The sequence below is a fragment of the Acidovorax sp. GW101-11A03 genome (assembly GCF_059424825.1).
The window spans coordinates 60,730-75,725 of the sequence record NZ_JBWKZU010000022.1; the positions used below are offsets into that span (position 1 = coordinate 60,730).

The 14,996-nt window shown below is 65.6% G+C and carries 15 protein-coding genes, 1 tRNA gene and 1 pseudogene; 6 read left to right on the forward strand and 11 right to left on the reverse strand.

Going from position 1 to position 14,996, the window contains the following annotated elements; genetic code table 11:
- Window positions 1-53: 53 nt before the first annotated feature.
- From AC07Z7_RS11480 to AC07Z7_RS11495, 4 genes are all read right to left on the reverse strand, one after another.
- A complete protein-coding gene (locus AC07Z7_RS11480; protein WP_494766304.1) occupies window positions 54-869 on the reverse strand; it encodes an acetyltransferase domain-containing protein in 816 nt (271 codons plus the stop codon).
- A 161-nt stretch (window positions 870-1,030) separates the two neighbouring features.
- Window positions 1,031-1,107, reverse strand: a tRNA-Pro gene (locus tag AC07Z7_RS11485).
- Between the two features lie 217 nt (window positions 1,108-1,324).
- On the reverse strand, window positions 1,325-1,573 hold the full coding sequence (infA, locus tag AC07Z7_RS11490; RefSeq protein WP_063460522.1) for a translation initiation factor IF-1: 249 nt from the start codon (window positions 1,571-1,573) through the stop codon (window positions 1,325-1,327).
- Window positions 1,574-1,803: 230 nt separating this feature from the next.
- A complete protein-coding gene (locus AC07Z7_RS11495; RefSeq protein WP_494766305.1) occupies window positions 1,804-3,000 on the reverse strand; it encodes an HPP family protein in 1,197 nt (398 codons plus the stop codon).
- 468 nt (window positions 3,001-3,468) lie between these two features.
- Between AC07Z7_RS11495 and AC07Z7_RS11500 the strand changes: the two genes are divergently transcribed.
- The 6 genes from AC07Z7_RS11500 (at window position 3,469) to asd (ending at window position 9,088) form a co-directional block, all read left to right on the forward strand.
- Window positions 3,469-4,656 (forward strand): ABC transporter substrate-binding protein, encoded by a 1,188-nt coding sequence (locus AC07Z7_RS11500; RefSeq protein ID WP_094290977.1) that lies wholly within the window; start codon window positions 3,469-3,471, stop codon window positions 4,654-4,656.
- Between the two features lie 114 nt (window positions 4,657-4,770).
- Window positions 4,771-5,634, forward strand: a complete 864-nt coding sequence (locus AC07Z7_RS11505) for a branched-chain amino acid ABC transporter permease (RefSeq protein ID WP_494766306.1) — start codon at window positions 4,771-4,773, stop codon at window positions 5,632-5,634.
- Between the two features lie 58 nt (window positions 5,635-5,692).
- Window positions 5,693-6,691, forward strand: coding sequence for a branched-chain amino acid ABC transporter permease (locus AC07Z7_RS11510; protein WP_094290975.1), 999 nt, complete (start codon window positions 5,693-5,695; stop codon window positions 6,689-6,691).
- On the forward strand, window positions 6,684-7,457 hold the full coding sequence (locus AC07Z7_RS11515; protein ID WP_094290974.1) for an ABC transporter ATP-binding protein: 774 nt from the start codon (window positions 6,684-6,686) through the stop codon (window positions 7,455-7,457). The genes AC07Z7_RS11510 and AC07Z7_RS11515 overlap by 8 nt, the downstream gene beginning before the upstream one ends.
- A 1-nt stretch (window position 7,458) precedes the next feature.
- Complete coding sequence (locus AC07Z7_RS11520; protein WP_094290973.1) at window positions 7,459-8,172, forward strand: ABC transporter ATP-binding protein; 714 nt, start codon at window positions 7,459-7,461, stop codon at window positions 8,170-8,172.
- A gap of 64 nt (window positions 8,173-8,236) precedes the next feature.
- Window positions 8,237-9,088, forward strand: coding sequence for an archaetidylserine decarboxylase (gene asd, locus AC07Z7_RS11525; protein WP_494766307.1), 852 nt, complete (start codon window positions 8,237-8,239; stop codon window positions 9,086-9,088).
- A gap of 44 nt (window positions 9,089-9,132) precedes the next feature.
- On the opposite strand, the gene AC07Z7_RS11530 is transcribed toward asd, so the two are convergent.
- The 7 genes and pseudogenes from AC07Z7_RS11530 to AC07Z7_RS11560 form a co-directional block, all read right to left on the reverse strand.
- Window positions 9,133-9,336, reverse strand: a complete 204-nt coding sequence (locus AC07Z7_RS11530; RefSeq protein WP_094290971.1) for a hypothetical protein — start codon at window positions 9,334-9,336, stop codon at window positions 9,133-9,135.
- Window positions 9,337-9,469: 133 nt separating this feature from the next.
- Window positions 9,470-10,285, reverse strand: a complete 816-nt coding sequence (gene hutG, locus AC07Z7_RS11535; protein WP_494766308.1) for an N-formylglutamate deformylase — start codon at window positions 10,283-10,285, stop codon at window positions 9,470-9,472.
- 38 nt (window positions 10,286-10,323) lie between these two features.
- Window positions 10,324-11,736, reverse strand: a complete 1,413-nt coding sequence (locus tag AC07Z7_RS11540; RefSeq protein ID WP_494766309.1) for a formimidoylglutamate deiminase — start codon at window positions 11,734-11,736, stop codon at window positions 10,324-10,326.
- Window positions 11,733-13,010: an imidazolonepropionase gene (gene hutI / locus AC07Z7_RS11545; RefSeq protein ID WP_494766310.1), complete on the reverse strand. Its 1,278-nt coding sequence runs from the start codon at window positions 13,008-13,010 to the stop codon at window positions 11,733-11,735. Before hutI ends, AC07Z7_RS11540 begins: the two co-directional genes overlap by 4 nt.
- An 89-nt stretch (window positions 13,011-13,099) precedes the next feature.
- Window positions 13,100-13,714 (reverse strand): HutD/Ves family protein, encoded by a 615-nt coding sequence (locus AC07Z7_RS11550; protein WP_494766311.1) that lies wholly within the window; start codon window positions 13,712-13,714, stop codon window positions 13,100-13,102.
- 21 nt (window positions 13,715-13,735) lie between these two features.
- A complete protein-coding gene (locus AC07Z7_RS11555; RefSeq protein ID WP_494766312.1) occupies window positions 13,736-14,617 on the reverse strand; it encodes a phytanoyl-CoA dioxygenase family protein in 882 nt (293 codons plus the stop codon).
- A gap of 62 nt (window positions 14,618-14,679) precedes the next feature.
- Window positions 14,680-14,996, reverse strand: a pseudogene (locus AC07Z7_RS11560) (urocanate hydratase); the annotation flags it as partial.

Genomic DNA, 14,996 nt, shown 5'->3' on the forward strand with positions numbered 1-14,996 from the left:
TACCGGCAGTTCATCCGCAGAGCCGCATGTTATTTCCGTGAGCCAGTCGGCGCCTACGGCCTACCCAGCCACCAGGCCACCGCCATCAACAAACCAATCATCACCGGTTGGTGAAGCATGTAGTAACTCAGGCTCCAGCGCCCCAGAACCGACAAGGGTCGAACGATGCCAGGCAATGGCCGCGACAGCAGCACCGACCGGTGGGACAGCATCCACTGGCCTGCAGCCAGCCCCCACCACATCACGCCCAACCAAGGGAAAACGGGCACGTAGTCTTCGGTGAAAGGCTTGCGGGATACCAGACCCAGCCAGTTGAGGGACCGGCCGTTGAACCAGGGTGCCGCCTCCGCCCAACTGCCCACCAGCAGATGCTGCGCCAGGGGCGGCAAGGCCACTGCCACCAGCCCCGCCAGCCACAACCAGTGCCCCCAGTTGGCCGTGCACCGGGCAATGAGCAGCATCACGGCCATGCCATGCAAAACCCCGAAGTAGATGAAGCTCTGCGGAAACATGGCAAACGAGCCCAGCGTCACCAACAGCGCGCAGCCTGCGATCTGCATCCAGCGGCGCCCGAAACGCTGCCACCCCTGCCCCTGGTGCCACGCTATGGCCTGCCCCAGCCCTGCGCAGAAAAGAAAAAGGCTCACGATGACCGTGCGCTGTGTGGTCCAGAACGGGTCCACACGGAAGTTCTGTGGCCAGAAACCAAAATGGCTCAGGTCAAAACAGAAGTGGAAGGCGGTCATCCACACCATCGCCACTCCCCGCAGGGCATCCACCGCGTCATAGCGCTGGCCGATGGTGGTGGTCGGGGTCCCCGCCCATGGGCTTGAAGCGGAAGACGGGGAGACAGGCAGAGGACGTTTCATGGCGTGACCGGTCGGGCGGCGATTGGACGGATGCGCCCCAGGCTTCGGCGCCATCCGGGACGCCCCGATGGTAAGGACGTTTGCCCTGTCACTGACTTGCCCAGCACCGCAACAGGCAAGAAAAAAGGCCTTGCAGCACATGCTGCAAGGCCTTCAAACATTGGTCGGAGCGGCGGGATTCGAACTCGCGACCCTCTGCTCCCAAAGCAGATGCGCTACCAGGCTGCGCTACGCTCCGACAGCTCGTATTCTAACCCGCCAATTTCCTGTTTTTTGGTTCGATGCCTGCTTTTTTCATTTTTTTGAAAAAGCGGTAGGCACCCCAACAAACCGAAAATCCACAGCCCCTGGCAAAGCCGTGCGAGGACGAGAGAACAACAAGAAACGGGTCAGCCCTTCAGGCTGAAAAAGACCAATGAAATCGATGAAACCAAGGAATCACACCAGCCGATGGTTTAGCGGCTGCTCGGGCCGGGGCCACGGCCAGCCAGATGGCGGAAGGTGATGCGGCCCTTGGTCAGGTCGTAGGGCGACATTTCCAGGGACACCTTGTCACCCGCCAGGATGCGGATGTGGTGCTTGCGCATCTTGCCGCCGGTGTAGGCGATCAGTTGGTGACCGTTGTCCAGCGTGACGCGAAAGCGCGAGTCGGGCAAGACTTCCGTCACGGAGCCTTGCATTTCAATGAGTTCTTCTTTGGCCATGTTCGTTATCTCTTCAAAACTAAAATTCTGCGATCAGCGCCTGAACGCTTGGTGCATTCACCACGGCAATTACGACGTGGTCGGTGCTCGACACACGGTGCATTGCGGGCGGTGGGAGTCGCTGCACCCGGGGCGCAGATCAGGCAGACGGCCGGGGGAGACGGCTTCAATGGACAGGCAAAAGCGCTGTGCAAAGCCTGTCGATTGTACCGCGATGCGCCCTGTTGTGCCTATCGGCCCGTTTGGGCGGTAGCGGGCGGGCCATCACGCCCCTGCACAGCCAGGGCCAGCGTACGCACCAGATCCGTCTGAGTAATCACGCCCACCAGGCGATCATCTGCGTCCACGATGGGGATGTGGTGGTGGCCCCCTTGGGAGAACAGTGGCACCAGATCCATGGCGTGCTGCTCCACGCGGGCTACCTGCACGGGGTGGGACATGATTTCCCCCACGCTCTGCGGCTGGCCGCTGCGCCCCATGACCAGGGTGCGCAGGCGCTGTCCCAGGCCTTCATGCACATCCAGGTTGGCCAGGCGCATGAAGTCCGCCACGGTCACGATGCCCACCACCATGCGCTGCGCATCCACCACAGGCAGTGCCTTGATCTGCTCGGCACGCATCAGGGCCCACGCCTCCTTCAGCGAGACTCCTGCCTCCACCGCCAGCGGAGGCCGGGACATGATGTCCGAGCAGCGCACCTCCCCCAGCGTCCGCTGAAACGCGGCGCGGCCTGCCAGGTGCAGCAACCCCTCCAGATCGGCGCGGCTCACGTCCAGCACCTGGTTGTAGTGCGCCAGCGCCGCATCCACGTCCGATGCCGTGAAGGCGCCCTGGACCACGTCGGTGCGCGCCACCATATGCTGCGGGTGGGGGTAGCGGCGCCCGGTCAGACCGTTGTAGACCACCGCAGTCACCAGCAGCACCACCACGTTGAACAGAATCGGAAACGCCGCCAGGTGCCAGCCATCGCCTGAGGTGAGCACCACATACAGCGCCATGGCACCGCCCGGTGGGTGCAGGCAGCGCAGCGGCACCATGAGCGCAATGGCCAGCCCCACAGCCACCGCCCCTGCCCACACGGGATCGGGAATCAGCGCCGCACAGAGCCCGCCCACCAGGGCAGACAACGTGCTGCCGCCCAGCACAGGCCAGGGCTGGGCCAGCGGGCTCGACGGCATGCCGAACACCAGCACCGCACTGGCTCCGAGTGAGGCCACCATCCAGGGCCCTGCGCTGCCGCCACCCGCCCACCAGCGACTCAGCCAGGCGGTCAACAACACACCGACCACCGCCCCCGCGATAAAGCGCACCCGCTCGCGGCCGTCAATGCCCAGTGGTGCAGGCCAGAAATGGCGCAGCCAGCGGGCCATGCGCTTACGTGCTGGCAGCGACGAAGAAGACGGGGATGGGGGAACGGAAAAAGACATGGGCAAAGAGGAAGCGCAGCCGCGCCCCATTCGGCAACAAAACCATCGGCACCCAAGGAGTGCGCTGCGCCGTAGCCCTTGAGTGTCGCCGAGATCGCAATAAAGCAAGACCCGGGCCTCACAAGCCCCCTACACCACCGCCCTTGAGTTGCGCCATTCACCACGGACAGGGAGGGGCTACCTATGCTCGAAACTACTGATACGAGCAGCTCCAAACATCCAGCACGGTCACAAAATCATGATCTATACTGCACAAACATAAAATTAATGCACTTTAGTTCATGTTTGTTTTTTCCGTGGCCAACGTCCTGTCTCCTCGATTTACAGGTCGTGCTGCGATCAACAATCGTGACCTCTGTTGCACTGGTACGGCATGACCTGTCCGCTCCGGTACGGGTAACCCATAGGTATTCACCACGGAATGCTTGAAGTAAATTACTTTAAGCCTAAACAAAGGAGATCCATCCCATGACCACCCGCCGCCTCGTCATCAGCCGCAGCGCCGCCCTTGTGGGCGCAGCATCCACTGGGCTGCTGCTGCCCTCCATCGTGCGCGCCCAAAGCGGCAAGGTGCGTGTGGGTTTCATGCTGCCCTACACCGGCACATTTGCCCAGCTGGGCGTGGCCATCGAGAACGGCGTACGCCTGGCGATCGACCAGCAAGGCGGCAAGCTGGGCGGGCGCGAAATCGAGTGGTTCAAGGTAGACGATGAGTCAGAGCCCAGCAAGGGCGTGGAAAACGCCAGCAAGCTGGTGCAGCGCGACAAGGTGGATGTGTTGATCGGCACCGTGCACTCGGGCGTGCAGATGGGCATCCAGAAGGTGGCGCGCGACACCGGCGTGCTCAACCTCATCCCCAACGCTGGCGTGCATGCCGCCACCCGCGCCCTGTGCGCCCCCAACGTGTTCCGCACCTCATTCAGCAACTCCCAGCCCACGTTGGCACTGGGCAAGGCCATGGTCGAAAAGGGCCACAAGAAGGCCGTGTGGATCACCTGGAAGTACGCGGCCGGTGACGAGGCCTTTGAAGGCTTCAAGCAAAGCTACACCGCTGCGGGCGGCACCATCGTGAAGGAGCTGGGCCTGCCCTTCCCCAACGTCGAATTCCAGGCGCTGCTCACCGAGATCGCCGCCCTCAAGCCCGATGCCGTGGCCTGCTTCTTTGCCGGTGGCGGAGCGGCCAAGTTCATCCGCGACTACGCTGCGGCAGGCCTCAAGGACAAGATCCCGCTGTATGGCTCGGGCTTCCTGACCGAAGGGGTGCTTGAAGCCGCAGGCCCTGCCGCCGAAGGCATCATCACCACCATGCACTACAGCGACTCGCTGGACACGCCGCGCAACAAGCAGTTCCGCCTGGAATACGCCAAGACCTTCCGCAGCCAGCCCGATGTATACGCCGTGCAGGGCTACGACACCGGCCTGCTGCTGGTGCAAGGCGCCAATGCCGTGAAAGGTGACTTCTCCGCCAAGCCCGCGATCATCAAGGCCATGGAAAGCGCCACCATCGACAGCCCGCGCGGCAAGTGGACCATGAGCAAGGCCCACAACCCCGTGCAGGACATCTACCTGCGCCAGGTGGAGAACAAGGAAAACAAGGTGATCGGAGTGGCGGCCAAGGCGCTGGCAGACAGCGGCGCTGGCTGCCGCATGGGCTGACCCGCTGAAAGCGGAGCACACCCTCCATCCACCCGCCCGGCCACCGTGCCGGGCGCCCTGCTGTCGGCTTCGCTCCGAACAGCCTGATCTTCTGCACCCCAACCACGGCACCCGATGGACTTCGCCACCTTCCTGATCCAGTTGCTCAACAGCGTGCAGTACGGCCTGCTGCTGTTCATGCTGGCGGCCGGCCTCACGCTGATCTTCGGGATCATGGGCGTGGTGAATCTGGCGCACGGCAGCTTCTACATGCTGGGGGCCTACCTCGCGTATTCGCTGTCGGGGCATTTCGGCAGCCTGGCGCTGGCCATCGTGGGGGGGGCGCTGCTGTCGGCGATCTTCGGGCTGGCGCTCGAATGGCTTCTGTTCCGCCACTTCTACCACCGCGACCACCTGGACCAGGTGCTGCTGACCTTCGGGCTGATCTACATCTTTGAGGAGCTGCGCTCCATCCTGTGGGGCGATGATGTACACGGCGTACCCATCCCCCAGATGCTGGACTGGTCCATTCCGCTCACCGACACCCTCTCCTACCCGGTCTACCGGCTGTTCATCTCGGGTGTGTGCATTGCGCTGGCCGTGGCGCTGTATCTGCTGATCTCCAAAACCCGCCTGGGCATGAAGATCCGCGCGGGTGCCTTCAACCGCGACATGGCCGAGTCCCTGGGCGTGAACATCAAGCTCATCCATGCCATCGTGTTTGCGCTGGGCGTGGGCCTGGCGGCGGTGGCGGGCATGGTGGCGGCGCCGGTGTCCAGCGTCTACCCCAACATGGGCTCGTCGGTCCTCATCATGTGTTTTGTGGTGGTGGTGATTGGTGGCATCGGCTCGGTACGCGGTGCGCTCATTGCTGCGCTGCTGGTGGGCTTTGTCGATACGTTTGGCAAGGTGCTTTTACCGCAGGTGGCCGGGATGCTGGTCTACATGCTGATGGCGGCGGTGCTGCTGTGGAAACCCGAAGGTCTTTTCAAACAATGATGACCCCCATGCTTGTCACTTCGCGCATGTCATACGCCTCCCAGCCCGGCAGCCCCTCATGAGCACCCCCCGCGCCAATATCGAAGTGCTGCCGCGCAGCGTGCAGTTCGCCCTCGCGCTGGGGCTGGCTGCGCTGCTGCTGTTCCCCGTGGTCGGCAGCGACTTCTACGTACAAATGGTCACGCGCATGATGATCATGGCCATCTTTGCGATGAGCCTGGATCTGCTGCAGGGCGTGACCGGCCTGGTGTCGCTGGGCCACGCTGCCTACTTTGGTGTGGCGGGCTATGCACTGGCCTTCCTCACTCCGGCCGACGCGCCCGTGAGCCTGTGGTGGACGCTGCCGCTGGCGGTGGCGGGCGCTGCGCTGGCGGCCCTGGTCATCGGTTTCTTTGTGGTGCGCACCCACGGCATCTACTTCATCATGGTCACCATGGCATTTGCCCAGATGGTGTTCTATCTGTTCTTCGACAACAAGGCGCTGGGCGGCTCGGACGGGCTGTACATCAACTTCCGGCCCGACGCCTCCATTTTTGGCTGGCTACCGTTCGACCTGGAGGGCCGCAAGACCTTCTACTACTTCACGCTGGCGCTGGTGGTCATCGTCTACATGCTGCTGCGCCGCCTGCTCTGGAGCCCGCTGGGCCGGGCGCTCGCGGGCATTCGCATCAATGAGCACCGCATGCGCGCGATGGGTTTCGGCACCCAGGGCTACAAGCTCACGGCGTTTACCGTGGCGGGCGCACTGGCGGGGCTGGCGGGCTACCTGTGGGGCGCGCAGACCGGCTATGTGAACCCGGAGCTGATGGGTTTTCACATGAGCGCCCACGCCATCATGATGATCATCCTGGGCGGCATGGGCAATTTTGCGGGGGCCATCGTCGGCGCCTTCGCCTTTGAGTATCTGCTGCATGTGTTCAAGGACATCACCAAACACTGGCAGCTGCTGATGGGCGGCTTCATCGTGCTGGTGGTGGTGGCCGCGCCGCGCGGGCTGCTGGGCATGCTGGGGCAGCGCCGGACTGGCAAAGCGCAAGAGGATTCTCACCATGGCTGACGCCCTGCTCTCTGCCCGCCAGCTCACCAAGCGCTTCGGCGGTCTGGCCGCCGTCAATGGCGTCTCTGTGGACCTCTGGCGCGGCCAGATCCATGCCGTGATCGGCCCCAACGGTGCGGGCAAATCCACGCTGACCAACCTGCTCTCTGGCGACCTGCCGCCCACCTCGGGCACCGTGCTGCTGGGCGGCACCGATGTGACCGGCTGGGCGCCTGAGCGCATCTCACGCCAAGGCCTGGGCCGCAGCTACCAGAAGACCAACATCTTCCTGCCGCTCACGGTGCACGAGAACGTGCGACTGGCTGCCCAGTCGCGCGATGCGCAGCAGCCCTGGAACCCGCTGCGCTGGTGGCAGGACACCCGTGCAGCCACTATCAAAAACAGAGCTACCAGCGCACGTCTGGAAAGCGCTATCGAGCTGTCTGGCCTCAAAGACCGGCGCACAGCGATTGCCGGTGCCATGAGCCACGGCGAGCAGCGCCAGCTGGAGATCGCCATGACCCTGGCCACCGAGCCCCAGGTGCTGCTGCTCGACGAGCCCCTGGCCGGCATGGGCGTGGCCGAGGCCGAGCGCATGGTGGACCTGCTGCAGCGCCTCAAGCCCGCGCACGCCATCATGCTGGTGGAGCACGACATGGACGCCGTGTTCGCGCTGGCCGACCGCCTGACCGTGATGGTCAACGGCGAGGTGATTGCGCACGGCACACCGCCCGAGGTGCGCGCCGATGCCACGGTGCAGGCCGCCTACCTGGGCGAGGACCACTGAGATGACCACTCCATGGATCGATGCCAAAGGCATCCACACCTTCTACGGCAGCAGCCACATCCTGCACGGCATTGACTTCACCGTGGGCCAGGGCGAGACCATCGGTCTCATGGGCCGCAACGGCATGGGCAAAAGCACCCTGCTCAAGTCGCTGATGGGCCTGGTCAAGCCCCGCTCGGGCAGCGTGGCCGTGGCGGGCCGCGACGTGACGGGCAAGCCGCCCTACGAGGTCGCTCGCCTCGGCATTGCCTACGTGCCCGAAGGCCGTGGCATCTTTGGCAACCTCAGCGTGGTCGAGAATTTGCAGATGGCCGCACGTGCGGGCACGCGCGGCCAGCGCGACTGGACTTACGAGCGCGTGCTGGAGACCTTCCCGCGCCTGAAGGAGCGCCTGGGCCATGGCGGCCAGCAGCTCAGCGGTGGCGAGCAGCAGATGCTGACCATCGGCCGCGCGCTGATGACCAACCCCGATGTGCTGATCCTCGACGAAGCCACCGAAGGGCTGGCGCCGCTCATCGCGCGCGAGATCTGGCGCATCTGCAGCCTGATCAAGGACAGCGGCATCAGCAGCGTGATCGTGGACAAGAACTGGAAACATGTCACGCAAATCACCGACCGCAACATCATCCTGGTCAAGGGCCAGGTGGTGTTTGAAGGCAGCTCGGACGCGCTGCACGCGCAGCCCGCGCTACTGGACCAATACCTCGGGGTGTGACCGTGCGGGCGATGCCCGCCCGCGCCGATAGAATCATCCGCTTTCGTCTTCGAGGGGTTCGCCCGTGTCTGATCGCCTGGCAGTTCTGCCGCAATACCTCCTGCCCAAACAGGCACTGACCACCCTGGCCGGCAAATTCGCATCGGCCCGGCTGGGCGGCCTCACCACCTCGGTGATCCGCTGGTTTGTGGGCCGCTACAACGTGAACATGGGCGAGGCGGCCAACCCCGACATCGCCAGCTACGCCAGCTTCAATGACTTCTTCACGCGCGCACTGAAAGACGGCGCGCGGCCGCTCGCCGATGCCGACCTGATCTGCCCCGTGGACGGTGCCATCAGCCAGTTCGGGCCCATCGCCAAAGACCAGGTCTTCCAGGCCAAGGGGCACACCTACTCCACCACCGCCCTGGTGGGTGGCGACGCCGCTGCTGCAGCCCGTTTTGATGACGGCTACTTCGCCACGCTGTACCTGAGCCCGCGCGACTACCACCGCATCCACATGCCTTGCGCGGGTGAGCTCACGCGCATGGTGCATGTGCCAGGCGACCTGTTTTCGGTGAACCCCACCACGGCACGCGGCGTGCCCGGGCTGTTTGCGCGCAACGAGCGCGTGGTGTGCTTTTTTGAATCGGCCCAGGGCCCGTTTGTGCTCGTGCTGGTGGGTGCCACCATCGTGGGCAGCATGGCCACCGTGTGGCACGGCCAGGTGAACCCGCCGCGCCCCGGCACGCTGCGCCAGTGGGACTACGCACCAGGCCAGGTCAGCCTGCAAAAGGGCGAAGAGATGGGGCGTTTTCTGCTCGGCTCCACCGTGGTGATGCTGTTCCCAAAGGGGCCGCTGCAGTTCAACCCCCAGTGGGCGCCCGCACGGCCCATTCAGCTGGGTGAAGCGATGGCACAGCGGGCGGCTGGCTGACGGGAGAGCTTGCTACCGGGTTGCCCGGCAGCAGTGCGCGGGCCTTACTCGGGCACCCGGCTCAGCTGAAACGCACTGGGCTCCAGCCAGAGTGTGTCAGGGTGCACGGGGACATCGCGCCCCACCAGGTGCACCAACAGGCCACCGCGCCGCACCACCACATGGCTCACCGTTTCACGGCTGCCCCCCAGTTGGACGACGGCGCCAGGCTTGAACAAAGGCATGTAGTAATAAGCCGCAGTTTCCATAAGGATGCGGCTCCTTCCGCACAGGTGGCCGCGTGGCACACCGCGCAGCCCGCACAAAACTGAGGCTGCTCACCCCATCCTAGCACCGATCCCTGACCCTACCGCGCTGTCGGAAGGTAAAGCCAGAGACAGATCAGCCCGGGGTTTGCGCCCGCGCAAACCCGAGCGCAGCCTTCAGCAACCGCTCCAGATGCGGCTGCACCCCGGCCGCCACCTGGGGCAGGTAGTCAAAAGGCAAGGCCTCCTGCATGTAGCTGCACTGCGTCATCTCCAGTTGCACCGCGTGGATGTTCTGTGCGGGCTGGCCGTAGTGGCGCGTGATGTGACCGCCCTTGAAGCGGCCATTGAGCACACCGGTGTAGCCCGGCGCCGACTGCGCAATGGCCAGCAGCGCCTGCGCCAGCGCCGGGTCACAGCTGGCGCCATCGGCCGTACCCAGGTTCAGGTCGGGCAGCTTGCCCTCAAAAAAGCGCGGCAGCACCGAGCGGATGGAGTGCGCGTCCCACAGCACCGCCACGCCATGCTGCGCGCGGATGCGGTCCAGCTCGGCACGCAGTTGCGCGTGGTACGGCGCCCAGACCGCCTCGCGGCGCGCGGCGATTTCGGCTTCATCGGGCACGTCGCCCTGCGCGTAGATAGGCGTGTCGTCAAAGGTGTCCACAGGGCACAGACCGGTGACGCTCTGGCCGGGGTACAGGCTCGCGCCATCGGGAGGGCGGTTCAGGTCCACCACGTAGCGCGAATGCGTGGCCACGAGGATGGAGGCCCCCATGTCTTTCGCAAACGCATACAGGCGCTCCATGTGCCAGTCGGTGTCGGGCACCTGGCGGGCTTCGTCGGTAAAGCGCGCAGCGAGCTGCGGCGGCACATAGGTGCCTGCATGGGGCATGGAGATCAGCAGTGGCTGCGTGCCCTGGTGAAAGGTGAAGGGCGGGGGTGTGGTGGTCATGGATGGGACCGTGGATGGAGTCAAAGAACAGGGGGAAGTCAACCGGCCGAAATGGTGGTGGAGCGCGCCGCCACAAAAGCCTGCGCAGCCGTGTCGTGCAGGGCGTGACGCCCCTGCGCCACCCGCAACACGCCCGCGACCCACAGGCTGTCGATGGCCGAGGTACGGTGGCTGCCGAACACATGGGACGACAGCATGCTGGGCGCAGGCAGGCCCGCCAGAGCCACATGCTGCGCATCCAGCGCCACCATGTCGGCCTGCTGGCCGACCGCCAGGCCTGCAAGGCCCGCCATGCCGCCGGGTGAGCGGCCGGATGCCTGCGCCCCGCCCTGCACCGCCTGCAGGGTCATGGCCGTGGCCACCTCGGCCTGGGTGCTGCTGGCCAGCACATTGCGCTGGCGCAGCGACAGGCGCTGGCCGTATTCGAGCATCAGCAGTTCCTCGGCGGCATTCACGCAGGCGTGGCTGTCGGAGCCCACACCCCAGCGGCCGCCGTGCTGCAGCCACAGCGGCATGTCGAAGAGGCCGTCGCCCAGGTTGGCCTCGGTGGTGGGGCAGATACCGGCCACAGCCCCCGTGCGCGCGGCGTCGGCGTATTCCTGCGGTGTCATGTGCGTGGCGTGCACCAGGCACCAGCGTTCATCCACGGGGGCATGCTCCAGCAGCCACTGCACGGGGCGTTGCCCGCTCCAGGCGATGCAGTCCTGAACCTCCTGCGTCTGCTCGGCAATGTGGATGTGGATGGGGGCCTGGAGGTTCAGCGCCGTGAGGCCCTGTACGGCGGCGGCCAAGCTATCCGGCGGCACGGCGCGCAGTGAATGCGGGGCCAGACCCAGAATGCCGCCCAGCGCCCGTGTAGCGGGCGCAAGGCGCTCCAATAAGGAGAGCATGTTATCGGTGCTGCGGACAAAGCGCGCCTGGTCGGCACGCGGCGGCTTGGCGCCAAAGCCGCTGGTCTGGTACAGCACCGGCAGCAGCGTGATGCCGATGCCCGCGCTCTTCGCCGCACGCAGCAGCGCCAGCGACAGTGTGGCGTCATCGGCATAGGGGCGGCCGTCCTGGTCGTGGTGCACGTAGTGGAACTCGCACACGCTGGTGTAGCCCGCCTCCAGCATCTCCACATACAGCCAGGTGGCAATGGCCTCCAGGGATTCGGGCGTGATGCGCGCGGCAAAGCGGTACATCAGGTTGCGCCAGCTCCAGAAGCTGTCCTGGCTCTCGCCCCGGTATTCCGTGAGGCCCGCAAACGCGCGCTGGAAGGCGTGCGAATGCAGGTTGGGCATGCCGGGCAGCAGCGGGCCGGGGGCCACTGCGACGCCGTTGGGCTGCGCGTTGGGCGTGATTGCGGTGATGCGCCCTGCCCCATCCCACGCGACGAGCACATCGCGCGCCCAGCCGGTGGGCAGCAAGGCATCGGCCGCGAAAAGCTGGCGTTGAAGCGGCTCGCTCATGGCATGACTCCGTGGATGCGCCCCTGCCGCACGATGGTGCAGGCGGGCTTCTGGCCAAACCAGTAGGCCAGCTCGGCCGCCTCGCCCACAGGCCACAGCACGAAGTTGGCAGGTCGGCCCGATGCGATGAGGCCGTGGGAATCTTGCAACCCCAGCGCGCGTGCCGCATGGGTGGTGATGCCCGCCAGTGCCTCGGGCACCGTCAGGCGGAACAGCGTGCAGGCCATGTTGGCCATGAGCAGCAGGCTGAGCGCGGGCGAGGTGCCCGGGTTGTGGTCGGTGGAGACGGCCATGGGCACGCCCGCCTCGCGCAGCTGTGCGATGGGCGGCAGGTGCGTGTCGCGCAGCGTGTAGTAAGCGCCCGGCAGCAGTACGGCCACAGTGCCTGCGGCTTTCATCGCAGCAACGCCATCGGTCGACAGGTGCTCGATGTGGTCGCACGACAGTGCGCCATACCGCGCGGCCAGCGCCGATCCGCCCATGTCCGACAGCTGCTCGGCATGCAGCTTGACGGGGATGCCGAGCTTTTGCGCAGCCTGGAAGACCTGCTCCGTCTCCGCCAACGTGAAGGCGATGCGCTCGCAGAACACATCCACCGCATCCACCAGGCCCTCGGCGGCCAGCACGGGCAGCATCTCGTTGCAGACCAGATCGACATAGGCTTGGCTGCGGCCTGCGTACTCGGGCGGCAGCGCGTGCGCGCCCAGGAAGGTGGTGCGCACCGTCACGCCAAACGCCTCGCCCAGGCGGCGGGCCACGCGCAGCTGTTTGCGCTCATGTTCCAGCGCCAGGCCGTAGCCCGATTTGATCTCGATGGCACATACGCCCTCGGCCAGCAGGGCCTGCAGGCGCGGCACGGCCTGGGCAAAAAGCTCGTCTTCCGACGCCGCACGCGTGGCCTTGACCGACGACACAATGCCCCCGCCCGCCTTGGCCACTTCTTCGTAGGTGGCACCGGCCAGGCGCATGGCGAATTCGTTGGCACGCTGGCCGCCATAGACCAGGTGCGTGTGGCAATCCACCAGCCCGGGGGTCACGAGCGCGTCCCGCGCATCGTGGCGCGGCAATGCCTGGTAAGCGGCGGGCAACTGCGCCTCGGGCCCCACCCAGGCCATCTGGCCTTGCTGCACCACCACGCAGGCCGATTGGCCCTCAGGCACTGCCACGTCGGCCGCCCACAGGCCGGGCGCGGGTTTCAGGTTGTGCCACACGCCATCGGCGTTCTGGCTGGCGGCCGCCCCGTTCGGGTGGCCGTGGTTGTCCATGTGTTGCATCTGCCTGCCCACCCGTGGGCTCCGTGTTAAATGCTATACAAATAATAGCTACCAGCGCTTATCCATCAGGCGGTGGCGGCCATTTTTATTCAAATTTTGGGAGCTGCACCGCGCTGCAAGGCGATCCAGACCAGTGCGGGCGCATCGGCGTCGGCCCCTGCATGCAACGGCTTCAGTTGGCCCGGCCTTGCACCGCCCTCGCCCGCCCACCAAAAGCCCTGCCCTGCCGCCAGCGCACGCGGCCCGGCGCCCGGCGCCACCCACTGCCAATCGCCCTGCAGCACCAGGCACAGGCCTGCGGGCGTGTCGCCGGGCGACTGCGCATCGCTCACCACCTGCAGAGGCCCATGCCACAGGCCCCGCCGCAACATGAGGTTGAAGTCCTTGGAGGTGCCGCCCAGCATCGCACTGTCCACCGCATCGTCGCCGGAAAACGCAAACGGCTGCCAGCGCGGCTTCAGCCGGTGCTCCCAGCCAGGGCTGCGCAGGTGCAGGCCGTCGCCAGACAGCAGCATGATCTGCCTGTCGATGGCCGGGAAGACGGAGAACGGCCCGGGCCGGTCCACCGTGGCCAGGCTCACGCGCCACTCAAAGCTGTTCATGTCGGCGCCCGGGGGCCAGCAGGCCAGCTCCTGCGTGCTGCCGCCGCCGTTTTTCCAGGGCATGCTGGGGGTGGTGGCCAGGTCAAAAAAGTGCATTGCCATCGTTGTTGCCGTGTTCATCAATCAGGATGTTGCGGTGGTCGGCTCTGCGCCGGTGACCAGCAGCGGAAACAGCGGATGGTCCATCTCCGCGCCAGCGGGCAACTCATCCGCCAGACCCGGAAACTCAGGCGAAGTCTTCCACGGCCGGGGTGCATGGCGCGTATCGTCGCCGAGGAACCGCACCGAGAACACGCGGCGGCGGTTGGGGCCCTCCACCCCACCCGCCGCATGCAGCGTGAGCATGTGAAAGCACACCACGTCGCCGGGCTCGATCTCCCAGCCCACGATGGGAAATGCAGCACGGTCGGCCTCAACGTTGGGCAGGTCCTGCAGGCTGCCTTCGGGGAACCACTTCGCCTGGTTGTCCATGAAGGTGCGCGGCATGAGCCACGGCCCCTTGTGCGAACCGGCCACAAACTCCAGCGTCGCAGCGCGGGACACCGGATCGACCGGAATCCACATGCTGATGTTCTGCATGCCGTCGATGTTGTAGTACGGCTGGTCCTGATGCCAGGGCGTGCGCTGGCGGGTTCCCGGCTCCTTCACCAGCACATGGTCGTGGTACAGCCGCACGGTGCGCGACTGCATGAGGCGCTGGGCGGCCAGGGCCAGCGGGGTTTCGCGCACGAAGCGGCCGAACTGCGGAATGTCCTGCCAGTTGCAGAAATCCTCAAAGAAGCGGCCCGGGTCATCCGGCCTGCTGGCCACCTTGGCGCGCGGGCTGGGCGCGGCCAGGTTGGCATCGATGCCCTCGCGCAGCAACGCGACCTCTTCAGGCGTGAGCAACTGCTTGATGCAGATCGCACCATCGCGGGCGAATTCGGCGACCTGCTGGTCGCTCAGTCGCTCGCGCAGGCGCGCCTGCCACGGTTGCTGCAAAACCCCGGACGAAACATCGGACATGGCACCTCACCTCCAGATCAAACGTGCAGACTGATAGATAGATCCCGCGAGTATCGGCGGGCTTACTTGATCATCGGCAGCTTCAGGCCCTGCTTCTTGGCCGTCTCCACCGCCAGCTCGTAGCCTGCATCGGCATGGCGCATCACGCCGCTACCGCAGTCGTTGACCAGCACATTGGCAAGGCGTTGGGCCGCTGCTTCGGTGCCGTCGGCCACGATGACCATGCCCGAGTGCTGCGAATAGCCCATGCCCACACCGCCGCCGTGGTGCAGGCTGACCCAGGTGGCGCCGCCGGCGGTGTTGAGCAGAGCGTTGAGCAGCGGCCAGTCGCTCACGGCGTCGGTGCCGTCCTTCATGCCTTCGGTCTCGCGGTTGGGGC

Bases quoted from the DNA above. Each gene is read 5' to 3' on its own strand.
- AC07Z7_RS11515 (WP_094290974.1), top strand. From the start codon at position 6,684: ATGGCTGACGCCCTGCTCTCTGCCCGCCAGCTCACCAAGCGCTTCGGC.
- AC07Z7_RS11495 (WP_494766305.1), bottom strand. From the start codon at position 3,000: ATGTCTTTTTCCGTTCCCCCATCCCCGTCTTCTTCGTCGCTGCCAGCA.
- AC07Z7_RS11505 (WP_494766306.1), top strand. From the start codon at position 4,771: ATGGACTTCGCCACCTTCCTGATCCAGTTGCTCAACAGCGTGCAGTAC.
- hutG (WP_494766308.1), bottom strand. From the start codon at position 10,285: ATGACCACCACACCCCCGCCCTTCACCTTTCACCAGGGCACGCAGCCA.
- AC07Z7_RS11555 (WP_494766312.1), bottom strand. From the start codon at position 14,617: ATGTCCGATGTTTCGTCCGGGGTTTTGCAGCAACCGTGGCAGGCGCGC.
- hutI (WP_494766310.1), bottom strand. From the start codon at position 13,010: ATGCAACACATGGACAACCACGGCCACCCGAACGGGGCGGCCGCCAGC.
- infA (WP_063460522.1), bottom strand. From the start codon at position 1,573: ATGGCCAAAGAAGAACTCATTGAAATGCAAGGCTCCGTGACGGAAGTC.
- AC07Z7_RS11500 (WP_094290977.1), top strand. From the start codon at position 3,469: ATGACCACCCGCCGCCTCGTCATCAGCCGCAGCGCCGCCCTTGTGGGC.
- AC07Z7_RS11540 (WP_494766309.1), bottom strand. From the start codon at position 11,736: ATGAGCGAGCCGCTTCAACGCCAGCTTTTCGCGGCCGATGCCTTGCTG.
- AC07Z7_RS11520 (WP_094290973.1), top strand. From the start codon at position 7,459: ATGACCACTCCATGGATCGATGCCAAAGGCATCCACACCTTCTACGGC.
- AC07Z7_RS11480 (WP_494766304.1), bottom strand. From the start codon at position 869: ATGAAACGTCCTCTGCCTGTCTCCCCGTCTTCCGCTTCAAGCCCATGG.
- AC07Z7_RS11550 (WP_494766311.1), bottom strand. From the start codon at position 13,714: ATGGCAATGCACTTTTTTGACCTGGCCACCACCCCCAGCATGCCCTGG.
- AC07Z7_RS11530 (WP_094290971.1), bottom strand. From the start codon at position 9,336: ATGGAAACTGCGGCTTATTACTACATGCCTTTGTTCAAGCCTGGCGCC.
- AC07Z7_RS11510 (WP_094290975.1), top strand. From the start codon at position 5,693: ATGAGCACCCCCCGCGCCAATATCGAAGTGCTGCCGCGCAGCGTGCAG.